The organism is Streptomyces thioluteus (assembly GCF_039535865.1).
Map to the genome: position 1 here is coordinate 24,013 of NZ_BAAAXZ010000072.1, position 19,998 is coordinate 44,010.

The window sequence follows — 19,998 nt, forward strand, 5'->3', positions numbered from 1 at the left end:
ATGACGGCTCCAAGCCAGCGACCTCCGATCGGGGCGGAGCGTCTCCCTGCGTCCCCGGCCCAGTCCGGCATCTGGTTCGCGAGCATCTCCGGGACGGACCCCACGGCCTACAACCAGCCCCTGTTGCTGCGCCCGGAGGTACCGCTGGACCACACCCTGCTCGTCGCCGCGCTGGACGCCGTGCACCGGGCGCACTCCGCGCTGCGCACCACCTTCGAGCTGGACCCCCGTGGCGACCTCAGCCAGATCGTGCACGGCGTACTCGATCCGATCGTCGAGGTGCGCGACCACACCGGTCCGGATCCCGAGAGCTGGGTGGCCGAGCAGGTGACGGAAGTCGCGGCCACCGCCTTCGACCTGCATAGCGGGCCTCTCGCTCTGGTGCGGCACCTCCGCCTCGCCGCCCGGGGCCGGAGCGTGCTGGTGTTTAACATCCACCACACTGTCTTCGACGGCATGTCCTTCAAGCCCTACCTCCGCCAACTCGAAGCGGCCTACACCGCGCTGGCGGATGGCCGCGAACCGGCCGTGCGGCCCCGGCGCCAAGCTGTGGATGCCTACGCCCACTGGTCCAAGCGGTGGACCAGTGCCGGGGTACCTGACCACTGGCGGCAGAAGCTGGCGGACGCCCCGGCCCCCTCCCCGATCGGTCTTCCCGGCGAGGGCCGGGCGCGCCATGTGACCCGGCAACTCGCCCTCGATGGCCGGCTGTCGGAGCGAGTGGGCGAGTTCTGCCGGGCGGAGTCCATCACCACCAGCATGTTCTTCGTAGCTCTCGGCTTCGTGCTGCTGCACAGGCAGACCCGCCAGGACGATGTACTCCTGGGCATCCCGGTCACCGTGCGGGACGACGGAGATGCTGAGGTTGTCGGGCATCTCACCAACACCGTTGTGCTCCGGCACCGGTTGACCGCCGATGCGACCGTGCGGGATGTGCTGCGCGCAGTGAAGGAGCAGGTCCTCGGGGCCTTGCGACACCGGCACACCCCGCTGGAGGCGGTGGTGGCCGACCTACGTGCATCCGGCACCGAACTCGGCGGCGCCGACGACCTGTTCAATACCATGATCACCGTGATGCCGTCCGGCTCGCGCCGCCTGGACCTGCGCGAGTGGGGCGCGGACACCTGGGAACACGTGCCGGGAGGAGCCAAGTACGACCTGGCGATCGTGGTGGACGAGACGCCGGACCACTACACGCTGGTCGTCGAGCACATGTCGGCCGCAGCCGACGGCGAGGGCTTCACCGCCCACCTCGCCCAGCGCCTGCGGACACTGGTCGAGACCGCATTGCACAGCCCGGACACACCGGTCCGCGAAATGCGCTGGACCGGCGACGAGGAGGAGCGAGCGGTCGCCGGGTTCTGTGCCCGCCGGGCCGACGCACCGCAGCTGGGCAGCGTGCTGACTGCGGACCTGTTCACCACGGGCGCCGAGGCAACACCTGCTGCCCCGGCGATCGTGGCGGACGGCGTGACGACGGACTACGCAGAGCTGGCACGGAGGGCCGCCGCGGTGGCGGCAGGCCTTGCGGACCGGGGTGTCCGCGACGGCGCCCCCGTCGCGGTACTCATGCGCCCGAGTCCCGAACTCGTGGTGACGGTCATCGGAATCCTCCTGGCCGGCGGCAGCTACATCACGCTCGACGCCGACCAGCCGACGGAGCGGTTGAGCTTCACCCTGCACGACTGCGGCGCGAGCATCCTGGTGTCCTCGGCCGGAATCGACATGGCGGGCGTGGAACTGCCCCAAGGCCTCGAGCTCCTGGACGCGCCCGGGGCCAGCCACCGGGGAACGGCACCCGGCGGGACGCGCAAGTCTCCCGGGGACACGGCGTACATCGTCTACACCTCAGGCTCGACGGGGCGCCCCAAGGGCGTCACCCTGCCGGAGACCACACTGGCCAATCTGGTCCGCAACCAGGAGATTCTCTCCTCCGGCCGACGGATGAACACCCTCCAGTACATGCCCCCGGCCTTCGACGTCTTCACCTTGGAGGTCTTCGGGACACTGTGCACCGGAGGCACGTTGGTCATACCTCCGGCCAGTGCCCGCACCGACTTCGAGGAACTGGCCGCATTCATGGCCGAACAGCGGATCGAGCGTGCGTACTTTCCCTACGTCGCGCTCCGCGAGCTCGCCGCTGCACTGCGTTCATGCGCGGTGGACCTCCCGGATCTGCGCGAGGTGTACGTCACCGGTGAACGGCTGGTGGTGACCGAGGACCTGCGCGAGATGTTCCGCCGAAACCCCGAGACCCGCCTGATCAACGCCTACGGCCCGTCCGAGGCACACCTGTGCAGCGCGGAGCGGCTTCCCGCGGACACCGATGCCTGGCCCGCCCTCCCGTCGATCGGCCGGGTGGTCGCCGGTGTCGATGCGTACGTGCTCAGCGACGTCGATGCGGCGCAGCGCGCTCCGTTCGGTGTGGAGGGGGAGTTGTGTGTCGCGGGACCGGTGGTCTCGCCCGGGTACATCGGCCTGCCGGAGCGGACACGGCGGGCCATGGTGCCCGACCCGTTCGTCCCGGGGCAGCTGATGTACCGAACCGGTGACCTGGTGGTGCTGGCAACGGATGGGCGCATGCACTACCGCGGCCGGAAGGACGACCAGGTGAAGATCCGCGGGTACCGCGTCGAGCCGGGTGAGGCGGAGGCGGCGTTGGAGCGGGAGCTGGCGGTGGACGCGGTGGCCGTCATCGCCGTTCCGGCCGGCGGGGACCTCGTCCTGCACGCGTTCGCGCAGAGCGACGCGCCACTGCCGCCGGACTGGCGCGGACGCCTCGGCACCGTGCTGCCGGACTACATGATCCCCCGGCGGATCACCCGCGTCGGCGCCTTCCCGCTGACGCCGAACGGGAAGACCGACCGTCGGGCGCTGGAGGCCATGCTGGACGCGGACACCGTGCTTGACGGCGGCGACCGCGCTGACGCACCGGATGCCGAGTGGACCGACGCCGAGCAGGCAATGGCCGACCTCTGGCTCCAGGTCCTCGGGCACCGGCCCGCCACACCTGATGTCGACTTCTTCGAACAGGGCGGGCACTCCCTGCTCGCCGCCCGGCTGCACCGGCTGGCCAAAGAGCACTGCGGCTCCGGCATCGGGCTGTCGGCGCTGCTGAGCGTACCGACAGTGCGCGGCATGGCACAGAGCCTCGGCGGCGACCTCGGCATCGGCCAGCCGGATCTGCGTCACGAGGCCCGCCTGCCGCAGCTCGCGGTGGCGGAGCGGCGCCCGCCGGCGGACGGGACGGTACTGCTCACCGGGGCGACCGGGTTCCTCGGCAGCCATCTCCTCGACGAACTGCAGCGCTCCGGGCACCGCATGTCCTGCCTGATCCGCGCCGACAGTGCGGAGGAGGGGCGCGGGCGCCTGCGCGCGGCGTTCCGAAAGTTCGCACTCGACGCCTCCAGGATCGACGAGGTCGAGATCTGTCCCGGCGACCTCTCCCGGCCACGGTTCGGCCTCGGTGACGAGTACGAGACGTGGGCGCGCGGGGTGAGCGAGGTGTACCACGCGGCGGCGCACATCAACTTCGTCGCCCCCTATCACACAGTGAAACACACCAACGTCGAGGGCATGCGGCGGCTGCTGGAATTCTGTGGAGTCAACCGCACGCCATTGCGCGTCATCTCGACCCTCGGTGTCTTCCCGCCGGACTCCACGGCCAGCCCGGTCGTAGAAGACTCGGTGCCGGGTGATCCCGCCTCGCTGGGCATCGGGTACTCGCAGAGCAAGTGGGTCGCCGAGCACTTGGTGCGGCAGGCGCGGAAGTTCGGCCTACCGGTCACAGTGCACCGCGTGGGCCGTGTGGGCGGGCACAGCCGGACCGGTGCCTGCCGACACGACGACTTCTTCTGGCTGCAGATGAAGGGGTTCGCGGTGCTCGGCTGCCACCCGGAGGACATCACAGGGGTGCCGTCCGTCGATCTGCTCCCCGTGGACTACGTGGCGCGGGCGATCGTCCGACTGTCCGAGGGCAAGCCGGACAACGAGAACTGGCATTTGTTCCACCCACGCGGGCTCACCTGGGTCGAGATCATCCAGGCGATCCGGGCGGAGGGATACCCGGTCACCCCGGTCGCACCCGCTGCCTGGATGGTCGCGCTGGAGCGGCAGGCCGAAGCCGGCGATCAGGGTGGGGGACTGGGTCCGCTGGTGCCCCTGATGCGGGAAGGCGTGATGCGCCTGGGCGACATCTCGTTCGCCAACGAGAAGTCCGCCTCCGCCCTGGCCGACGTGGGATGTCCGCTGCCACCGGCCGATACCGGATGGGTCCATCAGATGTTCGCGTACTTCCGCACGGTCGGCGCGGTGCCGCCGCCGGGCGGAGCACCCTTGGAGGGGCATAGTGTCTGAGCTGGACAAGCGCTCAGTGGTGATCATCGGCGCCGGCCCGGTCGGCTGCGCGCTGGCCACGCTGCTGCGGCGGCAGGGCCTGGAGGTGGACGTCTTCGAACGGGAGGAGGAGGCGGCCGGATCGGGGTCGGGCAACTCCTTCAACCTCACCCTCACCTCACGCGGGCTCGACTGCTTGCCCCGACCGGTCAGACGCCGCCTCTACCTGCAAGGTTCGGTCCTGGTCAAACGGATCGTCCACCACCGTGACGGGGCGATCTCCACTCAGCCCTACGGCACCACGGACTCCCACCATCTGCTGTCCATCCCGCGCCGGGTCCTACAGGCCATCCTGCGGGACCATGCGCTGCGGTCGGGTGCCCGGATCCACTACGGGCGTAAGTGCGTTGCTGTGGACACCGCCCGTCCGGCTGCACTGCTGGAGGGGCGCGACGGAGCCACCGCATGGGTCCAGGCCGACCTGATGGTGGGCTGCGACGGGGCCAACAGCGCGGTACGGGAAGCGATTTACCGTACGCACCCGGAGGACATGTGGGTCACCCGCGACACCATCGACCACGGGTATGCCGAGATCACGATGGAGTACCGGGACGCCGACCCGACCGGCATGCACCTGTGGCCGCGGGGTGACCATTTCCTCCAGGCCCAGCCGAACCGGGACCAGACGTTCACCACGAGTCTGTTCAAACCGATGGAACGCGGCGCTCCACGGCGGCAGTTCTCGGGCCTGTCCTCACCCGAAGCGGTCCACGCCTACTGCGCCAGCGAGTTCCCCGACGTGTTCGACCGAATGCCCGAGGTCGGCCAGGAGCTGATGTCACGCACGCCCAGCAGGCTCCGCATCATCAGTTGCGCCCCCTACCATCACGGGCGCACGGTGCTGGTGGGGGACGCCGCGCACGCCGTCGTACCGTTCTTCGGGCAGGGCATCAACTGCAGCTTCGAGGACGCGGCCACGCTGTCCGGGCTACTGGAGAGCGCCCGATCGGGGGCCCGTTACGCGGACGGCGCCGTGATGGAGAACATCGTGGAGAAATACAGCGGAACGCGGGTTGCGGCGGGGCACGCGTTGGCGGAACTGTCCTTGCGAAACCTTCAGGAACTCTCCGCGCACGTCACCAGTCCGTCATTTCACGAACGCCGCGCACTGGAGCGGCGGTTGCATGAGCAATATCCGGAATTGTACACCCCATTGTACCAGTTGGTGGCATTCACCAGCACGCCTTATGACGTCGCACAGCAAACGCACCGCAGGTTGAGTTCGGCGCTCTTCTTTTTTTCTTTGACTACTTTATAGTTGATGCCGTGATGGCCCCGACGACATACGAGACACTAGAAGGAACCAGTCCACCCACCCAGCCTGTGCATCGCACTCCCCCGAAATTCGATCGAGAAACAAGACCCGCACTAAACACAGTATGCCAAGGCACTCGTGTGCTAACACGACACCACACACGAATCACCTAAGACGACACCATACTGGGCATGCAAAGTGGATTCATCTCTGCAATAGCTCACACATCCCAGCCAGGGACCAGTCCGCAGCACCCATGTCTGATCTTGCGAAAGACGAACACGGCACCTTAATCACACGCTCACAATGTACACACAGATCCCTACCGCAGTGCAGGTGATCTGACTGATTTCGTTCTCGAGACACCGCAAGCCAATCACACGCCAGCCTACCGTCCAGCGAAAGAAAGCTCGCGGCACGATGTAGGGCATAGTCGAGAGTGGCCCTTACAGGAACGGAGTTGACACGTCTGCGACAAGGGCAGCACCCACGGGCACCACTCCAGGACGTTTTGTGGACCCCCACGAATTCACGGTGCGCTTCTGTCGTCGCACACGAGTCCGCACCGTGCCCTTCTCGACGAATTCGGCGATTGAATGGTGTCTGTTCACTTTCTCAAGGTCTCCGGCCCGGCCACAATGAGTCCGAGCGCCGAACTCACACTCGTGCGTTTGCTGTGCACGTCATAAGGGCGTGCTGGGTGGAATGCCACCAACTGGTACAATTAGGGTTGTACAATCCGGATATTGCTCATGCAACCGCCGTCAGTGCGCGGCGTTGCTTGTGAAATGACGGATGGTGACGTGCGCGAGAGTTCCTGAAGGTTTCGCAAAGGAGACAGTTCCGCCAACGCGTGCCCCGCCGACAACCCGCGTTCCGCTGTATTTCTCCACGATGTTCTCCCATCACCTGGCGCATCTGTCCGCGTAACGGGCCCCCCCGATCGGGAGATTTGTCTCCAGTAGCCCGGACAGCGTGGCCGCGTCCTCGCAAGCTGCAGGTCTATGCCCTGCGCCGAAGAACGGTACGGACGGCTGCGCGGCCACTGTCACCACACAGCCACCGAGCGCCCGTGAATGTAGGGGGCCGCAAACTCCAACTCTGATGATTGCGGAAGCCTGCTGGGCGTGCGTGACATCAGCTCCCTGGCCCGACCTCGGGCATGTCGGTCGAACACGTCGGGGAAACTCGCTGCGCGCCCAGTAGGCGTGCGACCGCTTCGGCCTCGTGAGGAAGGCACGCGAGAACTGCCGCCCCTGGAGCGCCCCGGCGTTCCATCGTTTTTGAAACAGACTCGGGCTGAAACGTTGGTCCCCGGGTTCCGGCTGGCCGCCTGCGAAGGAAATGTTGCTTTCAACCCGCGCGCCACAGGTGCATGCCGGTCGGGTAGGCGCCGCGTACATCCATCGTGATCTCGGCATACCCCTGTGAGGTCAGATGGACTCTGTCGCGGCTCTCGGGTCGACCTCACATGGTTCCTCACAGGTCTTCGTGCGTACGGTATATAAATGCCCCTGTCCGCTACACGCGGCCGTGTTCTCTCGGCCCCGTCATTCCGTGACAGCCCCCCCCACCAACTCAGGTCGCGCGCCCTCCACGCACCATTCATCCCATGACACGCTCGTGGGCTCCGTATCACCACGCTGCCCTCCTCATACATCCCCCAGCCCCAGCCAGACGCCACGACGGACACGGGCCCACACTGGTGTTCCCACAGCACACAACCGCACACCTTCACCCGCCCGTAGTGGATCGGGGCACCCGACCCGCTCCCAGGCGCATGGTCCCGCCCCGGATGGCGCCTGTTAGGACCCACGGCGCGGGGTATCAACGGAACAGCAGTGCGTCTGGGACGTCCCCGTTTGGTGCCGTAGGGATGAAGTGGCAGATCCGCCCCCCGTCATCATGGTGTGTGGACCACGCATTCACCGATTCCCTTCGAAACCAGCCGACCTCGAACCCTCCTGCAGGTCCTATAGCAGGCGGCGCCTTCTCGCCTCCCTCCACCTTCTGTAACCCATTCCGTCGGCCCCCCGGAAAGCCTAGTCGAGCGATCGCCGTGAGGCGTGAGGGTTGACGGTTGAAGCGATCCTCGCCCTTGCCCCCCCGACCCCTGATCGGGCCACGCCATTTCCAACCTCCCCTCCCGTTCCGAAGACGCTCCACCTCCCCTCCAGGCTCTCCTTTCACACCACGGCCAGCACTCCTGAGCTAGCCGTGGCCAGCGCGCAGCGACCGCTCAGGACCGCGCGCCGATGATCACCTCACTGAGCGCTTGTCCACCAGCTCAGACACTATGCCCCCGTCCAAGAGGCTCGCTCACGACACGGCGGCGGCACCGCGCCCCGGACCGTGCACGGACAGTACGCGAACCATCTGATGGACACCCACTACCGGATCTGCGCCCCCGGTTGGCAGCGGACCATCCTCACGTCCCCGGCCCAGGCGGCGGATGGACGGACTTCTCGTTGGCCGACGAGATGTCGCCACACGGCGCATCACGCCCTCCCGCATTCAAGGGGCACCAGCGGACCAGTCCCCACCTGATCGCCCGGCAATGCGGGCCCCTCCGCTCCCAGGCGCGACCATCCAGGCAGCCGGGTGCGCACCGGGCGTGCCGGGTTGATCCCTCCGCCCGGATCGCCTCCTGGCACTGGATCGCCCCACCCCAGTAAGTGAGCCCGCGTGGGTGGAACCAAAGCCCAGAATTCTCGCTTGGTCCCGGCATTGCCCTCGGACGTTCGGCACGATCCGCCACACCGCGCCACACCCGCTCACGTCCCACGCGGAGCCCCAGAACTCCGACCGACTGGCATCCCCCTCTGTGATGCCCCTCCCCTTCATGGTGTCGGCAGCGATGCCACCCGCCGAACCCCTTTCCATCTGCAGCAGAAGATAAGTCCCGTGTGTCCGGCCACGCCACAGGTCCGGCTGTGCCCGCCCACACGGCCCCACGCGGTGCACTGTGACCGGTAGGAACGAAACTTCCGCGTCTGCCCCGCACCCACACGTGCTCACGGCGACCCACTTGCTCTGCGAGTCAACCCACGACTGCCCACCAGCGAAGGCGGGCTCACCCTGGGCACCGAAGTCATTCTACGAACCGAGGCTCGGGGCCGTGGAGTCCGCCGGGCGCAAGTCACACGAGCATGGTCGAGACAGGAAGCGCTAATGGCGATCGCACGGTACTCGACCAACACTAGAAATTATCCAGCCAGTCACGCCGCATGCCCGTCGAGCACGGTCGCCGTGTGTTTCACTAGCTGTGATAGAGGGGCGACGCACCAGCTCGATGTGTGCCCGCCGCCCGACGTGGTTGGTACCACCACCAGGCTCACCCCCGCGACGCACACCCAACATCTACTGACAATCCTCCTTCCTGACTATACTCCGATTCACCTGAGGCCACCAGCCCGCTAAATCCCCCCTTGTCCCGCGCCCCCCGCCGGATCCGGACGGTCGCATGGGACACGAATCTCCCGCTCATCGTCGATATGGAGGCGTCGACCGTAGCGCCAAAACTTTCACGTTTTGCCGAACGCGCTGCCGCGCAGGCCGCCCTGCGCCCTCCCCCAGCACTGTCGCGCTGCCCGACTCAGGCAGGACCACTGCGGTGCCACCACACTGGGCAGCGCTTGCAGCCTTTCGTCGAGGAGAGGCTCCGCCCGAGTATGGAACCCACAGGTCACGACCCCCCCGCCCCCACATCGATTACTACCCAAGTACCCCCGTTCCCGACATTCCGCGCCAGTCAGGCGCACACCCGACCCCTCCGCCCCCACCGCCGACCGCACACTGCAGCGCGCAGGCCGGGATCGTGAACCCGCCCTCAGATATCCGGCCCCCACGAGCCACACGTATCTTCCGCCCGACACGGTCTGCCCGCCCCGAGGTCCCATCACTGTTGCCCATGCACCGGCCACTGCTCACCAAGGTTTACCCGCCCCTACCAACCACGCACCGACCCGCAGCCCACAGCGCACACCAGCCCCCCCGACACTGCCGTGCCAGCGCACTAAGCGCCCAGTGCATCTGTGGCCAGTTACTCAGGTGCAGGACCGGGCGGCGACTTGCTAGCGGGACCAATTCAATGTGCCCCCGCACCTACTCGTCAGCAGAGAAAGTCCGAAATACAGGTCGTGGCGGCTGGTGCCCGAGGACCTGGAGCCAGCACAGGTCGGCCCATTTCGCTTCTAGCCTTCGGCGTCCGGTCACCCCACCTACGGACATCACAAAGCTACCCGGACCCCTCGTCCAAACTCTCTCGCCCCGCATCGTCCCAGCAGCCGAGCTATACGCGACCGATCACAACAATGACCACCGGTGTACACGCGTTCCCAACGCCATCGGTCGCCACCATCTCCACCGCGCCGCGAAGCGGTCGGTCCCCCCCTTCCCGTCGGGACCCTCAACACATACCCCGCTCAGCGGGAAACTATGGGCACGAACGCGGGTGACCGCCCGGCGGGACCACATGTAGCACTTCCCACAGGCCCAAGCACTGAGCTGACGAGGCGCTTTCTGCCGCCCAGTTCCGGCTCCCCACCCGGCCCTAGCTAGTGCGCACGCGTCCGACTCATCCTGCGCTGACACCGCAGTCTGGCTAGGACGATGCGTCACCCCCCCCCGCCCTCGGCCGGAACGGCCGATTTCGACACGGTCCACCCGCGTCCACACCCGCCTCGCTCCCCGCCTCCACAAATACCGCGCTCCTCCAGCCTCACCCCGGCCTTCGACACCGCCCGGTAACCCGCCGGACCTCTATCCCTACCATCTGCAGTACGTTCCACCTTCCACACGGCCGACCGGTACTGTGCATGCGCCCCATCCCCGTCCTTGCACCAGCCACCACCAGCGCGTATCACCGCAACGTTCCTGGCTGACACATCAACGCTCGCCCAGTCGCGACGAACGGGATCGGGCCACCAAGGCCGCACACCGGTGTCCCGCTCCGGCAGGCCATGTACACCACGGGCGACGAACCACCCGAGTCCCGCAGGCACACATCACACTCCCCCTCCGCACAACGAACGCAGAGCGCGCACGCGCCAGCACCTACGCACCGTCCGCTGAGCACCGTACGCACTCGACACCGGCGATACACACCAGGCCGAATTTCGAAACGTGCGACTGGGCAGGGCCATGGCACGGTGTCCCAGCGGCCGACACGGCGCTCGCGACCCCACTGCACAGGTGTAGCACACCTACCGGACGGTCTCCCCGTAGGAGTTGATCAGGCGGCGTCTCGGGGGTCTTTCCCCCGGTCGTCGGAACCACTTCTGTCCGCAGGTCCCCTCGCGCTCACCCACCAAGCCCCGTTCCTTACCTGAGTGACTACACCTCGCGCAGATCCGGGAGGTCCAACGCGACATGAACGACCAGTGCAAGCGGCAGAGCTCGCGCGAGCGCGCGTAGGCGCAAAGTACGCTACGCTCGATCCGCTGTCCGCGCCATTGAATCGCGGCCCAGTTCCCTCGAAGTCGGTGCGGGCATGGCCGGAGGTATGACTACAACGGGCCCATCCGCGTGCCACAGTCGCTCCACGAAGACACATCCTAAGGTTCACGAAGACGTCGTAAGGCCACCGGGGCATGTACTGGAGGGTGTTTCATCCGTACAGGCCTTGGAGGAGAGACATATACTCCTGCGTTGCGGAAACAGATCTGGCCAGGTGAGTCTCCGGCAGGGTGCACGCCCCTTCGGGCGCCCAGTCGACGACCTGAGGTCTGTGTAGACGAGTACGCCGCTGTCCCGCCCCGAGACTTGCGCCCCACGTCCCGCCCGGGTGCCGCTCTCACCGGCTACTGGCTCCCTGGCCCCCCGCGGCGCGTCCAGCCCCCTGAGATCGCAGGCCCTTGTTAGGGCAGTTCCACGGCCCCGCCATCGTACTGATTCCCTATCGTGCACGACTGCGCGACACCAGGATGTACTCCCGCGCCGCCCAGTGCGTGCAGGGTTGAAGCTCAACCGCTCCCGTCGGATCTGGCTCGGCTGTCGAGCTGTGATGTAGCATGCCTCGCCCAGGCCCAGGAAGGTCATTCACGATGACCCGTCCGCCAAACCGAGTTCGGGACTCCATTGGGCAGCCCTTCATCTCGCTAGTTACCGCCCGACGCGGGGCGCAGTCGCGGAACACCCCACGGGATACCGCACGGCACCTGCAGCCACCGCCCGGCGGCCCTCCGATGACACAGGTTCATGCGTAGTCCCAGTAAACCGCTACACGCCGTCAACGCCACTCGATATCGCCCGCGCAGGTACACAGCAGGTGTTGCCCTCCCGGCGCCCCCGTGCTTCGTCTGAACAGGTCCGCCCATTCAAGTCCTTTTGATGTGAGCACACGCCTGCAGCGTGCAACCGGCTGCCGTCAGGCCCCGGCGGGCACAGAACCCACCCACGCCTGGCGACCGCCTCGCTCCTACCGCTCACGCTCTCCACGTCGGTCTCTAGCCCCCGCACTTTTCGCCGGCACCGCGCTGTGGTTCCCGCGCCGCCTGCCTGGCCAACATGCGCGGTCATCGACCACAGCTCTCCGTTCACCGACACCTGGCGTCGTGGGCGACCCCTCCCTCAGGTGGCCGCCCGGTGACAGCCCACCTAGTGCCGTCGGCTGTCAGGCCCCGATCTATCGTGCTCGCATCCGACCAGCCCGTGTAGTCGCGTCACCCCCACGCCGCGTCTCGCCTCCACACACGATCGCCAGGTTCGGTTCACTTTGGCCTCGATCCCGGCACCGCCTCCGCCCTTCCCTCCCACGGTGTCCCACACGTCGCCCCCACTCACACGCCGCAGTCCCGCTAAAGCAAGGTCGCCCGAGCCCGGAACCCCACGCCACTCACGGGCTGATTCATCGGTTACTATGAAAAACAGGTCCCGTCACGGCGCCCACGCCGAGCATTGTCACGGTGCGCGATGCACGTGAGGTACGGCCACACCAACCCGCCCCCAGCGGTGGTGTGCACCGGTTGTCTGCAAGGCCCCGAGGACCTGAACTCCTCACGACTCGCGCGCAAGTTTACTCCTGCCCCGAGGGACATACCCGCCCCCACCGCGTCCGCCATCGGCGGATCCAAACGTGTGCCCGAGAGCACAACGGTCGTGGTTAGAGACTCGCCCGTACAACCCTCAGCATCTACTCACCGCTCGTCCACCGCACGGTGACACGGGCCCCCATGCCCAGGTCAGTCTATTAACAGCGTCCCTGGCAGGGGTTGCATGTGCAGCAGAACGAAGCCGAGAAGCCTCCCCGAACGACACCCATGCTATCAGGTCGGTGACACCTGGGAATCCCTCACGCCGGCAAGAACTCGCCTCCCTTTTAACCTCGCTTCCGACAGCCACGGCCCATCTCGAGGCGATCTGTTGCCGGCCCGTTCAACTTTGGCGCGCCCGGCCTCGCCGCGGAAACGACCGACTCGGGGAGGGCTGAGAGGGGCCGTCCCGCCAGACTGTTCTTGCATCCGACAGTGGTCAGGCTAACCCAGGCACCTGGTCCACGCCTTGGACCAGTGGGGCGTAGCATCACTAGCACTTGGCGACGGTGGGCCCGCACAGGCGGTCGCGCGAATCCCGCCAGCGCGGTTGTAGGCCGCCCTTCAGACGTATCGCGCACAGGAGGCTAGGGCTTGCAAGGCTACATCACCGATCGCCGCAACGACAGTCTGTGCGTCGGATGTTAAAACACCAATGCACACGTCGTCACCGCGCCCACGGCGAGTCCGAGCTCGAGGCCCGTTTTTGACTAACCGTGGTTGCCCCCACGCACCACAGAGCAGAACGAGTCCCGCATATTGAGGTCCACGATCAGGATGTTGTAGCCGCACGACGACATAACCACGTTCCATCACCCCCTGACCCTACGTTGCACGTCCACCACAGCTCATCTGGGTCTCCGGTACCGGTCCCACCCCCCCCCTCGTTTCTCCATTCTTCTAGTCGTGTTATCGCGTCTACTCCTCACGACAGATCGAGATCCCGACGACGCCGTGCTTATCGATCGGGCTGACCGAGTCGCCCACGGGGCGTCCAGCGTTCGCAGCCGTTGACCCCGTGCGCAGCGCGGACGTGCTTCGCCCCCGGCCCCTCTTCTGCATCTGGTGCCTCTATGCATCCCAGGCGCCCGGCGACGAGCAGCGGTGTGCGTCCCAAGCCGGTACGCCCCTGTCGGCGCCACCCCCGCCTAGCACAAGGGCATGGTTGTAGGCGGTCGGGGGTCCGACCCTTTCCCGCGAGATGCTCGCGAACCAGATTGCGCGATCCGGGCCGGGTGGGATCACCGCAGGGATACGCTCCGCCCCGATCCGCGATGGTCCGCTCGGTTAGTGAGGATGTCCGCTATCGCACAGACTCGACCCCTTGGTGCGGAATCAACGGTCGGCGCTGAACACCGCGCGCGTGATATCTATAACTCACAGTGAGTGAGATCACTGATCCCATACTCCGACCCACTCACCACTTCCCTACCGCATGTCTGTTGTTGTTTGAGACCGAATCACCCTCAAGTGTGGCATATCTCACCTCGTTTACAGCCTCGGCTGGTTGCTCGCCGACAATGATACCCGCCCCCCACACCACAGGCACGACTTTCCTGGTCCAGAGTGTCTGAGATCGACCGGCTCCAAGCCAGCGAACTCCACGATCGGGGACCCCCGGACAGCGTCTCCATCCCTTGTCCAGTCCCCACCCGGCCCCAGCTCCAACGGCATCCATGGTTCGCACGAGCCAATTCCGGGCCAACGCGACCCTACCACGGCCTTAACACACCCCAAGCTACCTGTCGCACACTGCGCCCCTATACGGCACCTCTCCCCCTCGGTAAATGGTACGCTGGCTTCAACCACACATCTACTCCCTGCCTCTTTCGTCACACGCCCCGCCGCTCGGACAGCCACCGCCCCTGCACCGCCGCGACGCACCTTCCGCCGCCTGCGCACCACCACCCTTCCGAGCCCTGGACCCCCCCCAGCTGTCCCGGCGACCTCACATTCAGCCCAGAATCGTGCAACTAGGCGTACTTCCGATCCCCCGCAATCCCTGTCACGAAGGTGCCGCCGCACAACACCCCGGTCATCTGCCGACCTCCTCGCAAAGAGCCTCGTCGGTTGGCCCCGTAGCAGGTGACGGAAGTCGCCGGCCACCCCCGCTCCATTCGCACCTGACATAGCGGGCACTCCTACGCCGTGATTACTGTGCTGCCTCACCCCCCGGCACCACCCTCCACGCCTACGCCGCCCTGGGGCCCGAGGCACGTGCTGCCGCCGATTTTTCAACAATCACACCTCACATCTGTCCTTCGGACCGCCATTGTCCTCTCTCAAGTCCCCCCTACCTCCGCAATCTCCATGAAATGCAGGCCCTACACCGCTGAGACGGCATGTTCCATGGCGCCGAACCCCGGCCCGTGGCCGGCCCACGGCGACAAAACCCGCTGTGTGATGCCTCCACGCCCACTGGTCTAAGCGGTGACCACAGTCTTCCTTGACCGGGGTAACCTGACCACTGGTCGGCCAGAACGCTGGCCCGGCTCCTACCCGAATACAACAACTTAGGACCCACCTCAAAGACACTACGCTCGTGCAATCTTACATTTCACACCTCGCACGAGGGCAGAGGCGGCAGCCCAATCCGTCCCCCGTACCCTCACTTCCTCTAATCGGTTAACACCTCCGCCATCGATGCCCCGACGGATGAATGAGACAACTGTAAACCCCTCCACCACTGCGGTCTCAGCGGCCAGTAGTTCGCCCAGCTGGTAGGACGCCTGCACCATCACCCGCACCAACCTAGGCCCCATGTTTTCTTGTTATACGCTCTTCGGCCTCACCGTGTCTTAGCATCTGAACAGGCCAGCACCCACCGACCAGAGACGACCTGTACTCACTGGGCATTAACCGGTCAACCGTCGGGACGACGGATTGATGCTCGAGGCTTGCCGAGGCTCATATCACTCAACACCGTTTGTGCCCACCCCGGCACCGTTGACCCGGCCGTATGCGCACTCCGTTGCGTGGAATCGTGCCTCCTGCCGCGCCTTAGTCACAGGACCCCACCACATGCCAGGTACGCGTCTGCGCAAAGGGCACTTGCCCCGACAACCGCACCACCCGCTGGAGCGCCCCTCTCTGGTGGCGATCAGGCCGACCTACGTGCATCCACGGCACCGAACTCGCGGCGCCGATCCCACGATCCCTACGTTCAATACCCATGGATCACCCGTGACTACCTGCCGTACGGCTTCGCACACCGCCACGGCTCTCGCACCCCTGCCCGCACGTAGGGGGGCCGCCCGGACATCCTGAAGTAACACCACGTGCCCGGCCGGGCACAGTATCGGCCCTGTGCGACTCCGTGGTGGACGAGACGCTCCCCCGGAACACACCTACCACGCTGAGTCGCTGTCGAGCACATGTCGGCCGCAAGGCCGACCCGGCGCAGTCCCAGGCCCTCCGTCACGCCCCCACCTCGCCCAGGCGCCACCCTATGCTGGATACACAATCGTGGTCGATGACGACCTATCTGCCACAGCACCGGACCACACCAACCGGGTCCTGACAGACCAACTGCGCCTGCCGACACCGTGCCCCTGACGAGGCAGCGACGCGAAACGCACCGGTCACGCCTCGGCCCAGTATAAGAGTACACCCATCGCACGCCCCCCCGGACCACCGACTCGCCTACACCCCCCCGCAGCCCCCTTGGCAGGCCCGTATTCGACGACCTGCCGGCGCAACCTGTTCACCATACGGGCAGCCGTAACTCCCTCACCGGACACAACCCCCAACACTGCTGCCCCCGGCATCGATTCGTGCGCGCGATCGGAGCCGTGCGACGACGCGACTCACAATACGCCAGAGCTGGCCACGGACGGGACAGCCTGCGGCCCTAGGCAGGCCATTAGCCAGGACCAGGGGCCTCGGTCCGCGACGGCCCATTCGCCCCCCGTCGCTCCGACCTCCCCCCCGGTCAACCCCTGCCCACGCAGTCACCCACAGATACCGTACGCCTGTGATCCGAGTACCATCAGGTAAATCACCCCTATGTGGCCATACGAAGATAAAGGTCTCGACGCAGCCCCCCTAGCACCAACCGGCCTACAATACACGCTACTCCGACGCCGTAATCCAGCGCACGACGAAACGCGAGCGTCCGTGAGCTATCCAACCACACCTTGCACCGACTGGCCGGCCACACCTGAGCACTCCTGCGTGTCCTCCATCGGCCGCCAATCGACATTGGCGGCGTGGAACACCATTAGCCGTCCATCCCCACCTAACACCAACAGCCTCACCGCCAGTCTACTCCATGACGCGCTCCACACGGGGGCCCAGCACCACCGGGGCGGCCACACGGCACCACGGCGGGACGCGCAAGTCATACCCGGGGCACAGGCGCCCTCCGAAACGTTACACCTCCCAGGACCTACGAACCGGGGCACGGCCCACAACGGGCCCTGTGTGCACCTTCCATATCAACATGAAGCAGATGACACACTACGGCAATCGGCTGTCCGCAACCAAGGACCTATGGACGATCTCTCTCTCCGGCCGAGGCCATGAACCCATCCATACATGCCCCGGCACATTCGGAGTCTTAACCCTTGGAACGCCCGTCTCATTCCAGGGACCCCACCATGCACCTAGCCACACCCGGAGGCACGTTGGGTTATAACTAACCACTCCGCAGTCCACAAAGACACAGCAAAGGATTGCGAAGCTAGTGACCGCCCTCACCTTTCCCTACGTCGACGCTCCGCCGAACATGCTTCGCCCGACCATTTGCACCTGCGCTTAACCGTTGCACCCATCCCGGTGGACCATCCCCGGATCTGAGCGAGGTTTTGTACCAGCTCACGGTAGAAACGGCCTACAGAGTACAGGTGACCACGCAGGACACCTCCGCTCAGAGACTTGTATCGCCGCCGCCGAAACCCCCGAGACCCGCCTGACTACAACCGCCATACCGTATGGCCCGTCCGGGGCCCACCACCATAGTCTGATAGCGCTGCGACCACGCGGACTGCTCCCGACCACGGACCACGACCAATTCGCCTGGCACCGCCCCCACTGTTCCGTCGATCGGCAACCCCCAGGGTAGGTCACAGCCACGGTCCTCCTTGTCACGTATGGCGTATAGCTCGCACTACCACACTCCGCCACATTCCCGTCACGATGCGGCGCACGCGCGCTTCACGTTCGGACTGAGTAGGAGGGCGGAGTAGTGTGTCGTCGACGGTCGACCCGGTGGTCTCGTCCCGGGCAAATCGGGCTACGCCGCGACGCGGACAACGGCGGAGCCATGTGGGCCCGACCCGTTATCGTCCAGGGGACAGCCTGATTTGATTACCGAACCTGGTGACCTCCGGTTATACTGGTGCATGGAACGGTTCTATATGGGCCGGCATGCATCTACCGCACGGACCGGAAAGGTGAACCGAACCCACTGTTCCTTGACAGATACTGACGGTACCGCGCTTCGAGCCCGTCCTCCCCCCGTGCCCGTGAGGCGAAGGAGGCCGGCCGCTGGAGCGGGACGAGCTGGCCGGTGGACCGCGGTACGGCACGTCATCGCCGTTCCGAGCTCCGGCTTCCGTAGCCGACATCGTTAACTGCACTCCGCGTCTCGCCGCAGCGCGCGCAGACCACTGCCGCCGGTGCACTGGCGTCCGAGACCGCCTCTGCGAAACCCTTTTCGTGCCTGCACCTAATTGCGCCAACCTCAACATCGACCTACCCCCGGCGGATCACCCGCGTTCAGGCAGCCAAGTTCACCACGCTGACCGCCCGAAACCTGGGAAAGAACCGCAACACTTCGGCGACCGCTGGAGGCACAATGATGGCACGCGTGCATCCACCCTTCCGTTTTTGCGCTGAACGGCGGCTGACCCCGTCCAGCTGACGGAACGGACCACTGTCCGATGGACCGATCGCACCCCCGTAGACACAGGCTCAAATCGGGACAGACAACCACTGCTGCGCCTCACAAGGTTCCCTCGTGCACCGGCCGCCCCACTGCCATGTCGAATTCTGTCGCAACAGGGCGGGCCGCGCTAGGACTATACAACATATCAAAATCCCTCCCCCTGTCACTAGACTGTCCTGGCGCTTGAAGACACACCAAGACCCGCACACTAGCCGTCTGCCGCGGCCAGCGCCTGACCACGTGTGGGAGTCACTTCGGCCATCACGAGAGAACGCGGCGCTGCTGAGCGCAATGAGTCCGCACCAGACACGCAAATGTGCACACGCACCGGAGCTATTTAACGAGGACCTCGAGCTCCCAACAAAACAACACATGCCAGAATCTCATCAATCTACGCAACGGTACAACGCAGGCACCGCTGGCACTGAAATGATACCTCGCCTGTACCACAACCAAAACAATGGTATTGCGCGGAATGCGGCCCCGCCCGGCGGGCGGGACGCATAACGAGCCCGGCACACAGGATAACGGAAAATCAAAGACCACACCTGACACGGAGCCTGACACGACCCCGAGGAATAAACCACCTATAATCAGGGTCGGCAGACCAATTGTTCAAGGTGTCTACGAACCGTCAAAGCTCTCGCCCCCCCCGCGCATCCGGGAGCCCAATCCCACACACAGCACCCAGCATAGTAGATGTATCCGACGCATACCATCCCGCCGCCACGGCGAACAATCACGAATAGCGAAATCGACCGTAAAGTGCACGGGACCGGAAGAGATGTCAACATCCGCGCGGGCCCGCTGCGCAGCGGTCACCCCGTTCCGAAAGATTCGCACTCGACGCCTCGGATCAGAACCCACGAATAGTCGAGATGGTCACCGCAGATGACTCTCAAATCCCGGCCACGGTTTCGGCCTCGGTGGACGAGTACGAAGAACGGGGCGCAGGGAGCGTGTTACGCGGAGCGAGCGTGTACCAACGGCCGGCGCCGCACATCAAACTTCGCGAACACCCACCAACACCAGTGAAAACACACAAACGCGCGGCGCGGCGGTGCATGAATCCCCGGTGGAGTACACCAACCGAAACGCCATTGTCGGTAATCTCGACCCCGGTGTCTTCCGCCGGATCAGTCTGGCCAGCCCGGTCGTGAGAAGAGCTCTCCTCTCCGGTGCCGGGTGCGCCCGCCCCACGTGGGCATGGATACTAAGAGCAACGCGGTGCGTCCGATCATTTGGTGCGTAGGGTCCGGAAGGTTTCTGGCCTACCGGCACAGTGCACCGCGTGGGCCCGTGTGGGAGGGCAGCTGACCAGGTTGCTGGACCGAAGAACTTCTTCTGGCCAGATGAAGGGGTTCGCGGTCGTCGGCGCCCACCGGAGTAATAACCGGTCGGTGCCGTCGTCTATCTCTCCCCTGTTGTAC

At 65.6% G+C, this 19,998-nt stretch carries 2 protein-coding genes; both read left to right on the forward strand.

The genetic code is table 11. The features are described 5' to 3' along the window. The gene (locus ABD794_RS09380; RefSeq protein WP_344962300.1) at nt 1–4,356 is read left to right on the forward strand and encodes a non-ribosomal peptide synthetase family protein; all 4,356 of its coding nucleotides are present in this window, start codon (nt 1–3) and stop codon (nt 4,354–4,356) included. Beyond that, nucleotides 4,349–5,653: an FAD-dependent oxidoreductase gene (locus tag ABD794_RS09385; RefSeq protein WP_344962302.1), complete on the forward strand. Its 1,305-nt coding sequence runs from the start codon at nt 4,349–4,351 to the stop codon at nt 5,651–5,653. Before ABD794_RS09380 ends, ABD794_RS09385 begins: the two co-directional genes overlap by 8 nt. Nucleotides 5,654–19,998: the final 14,345 nt, after the last annotated feature.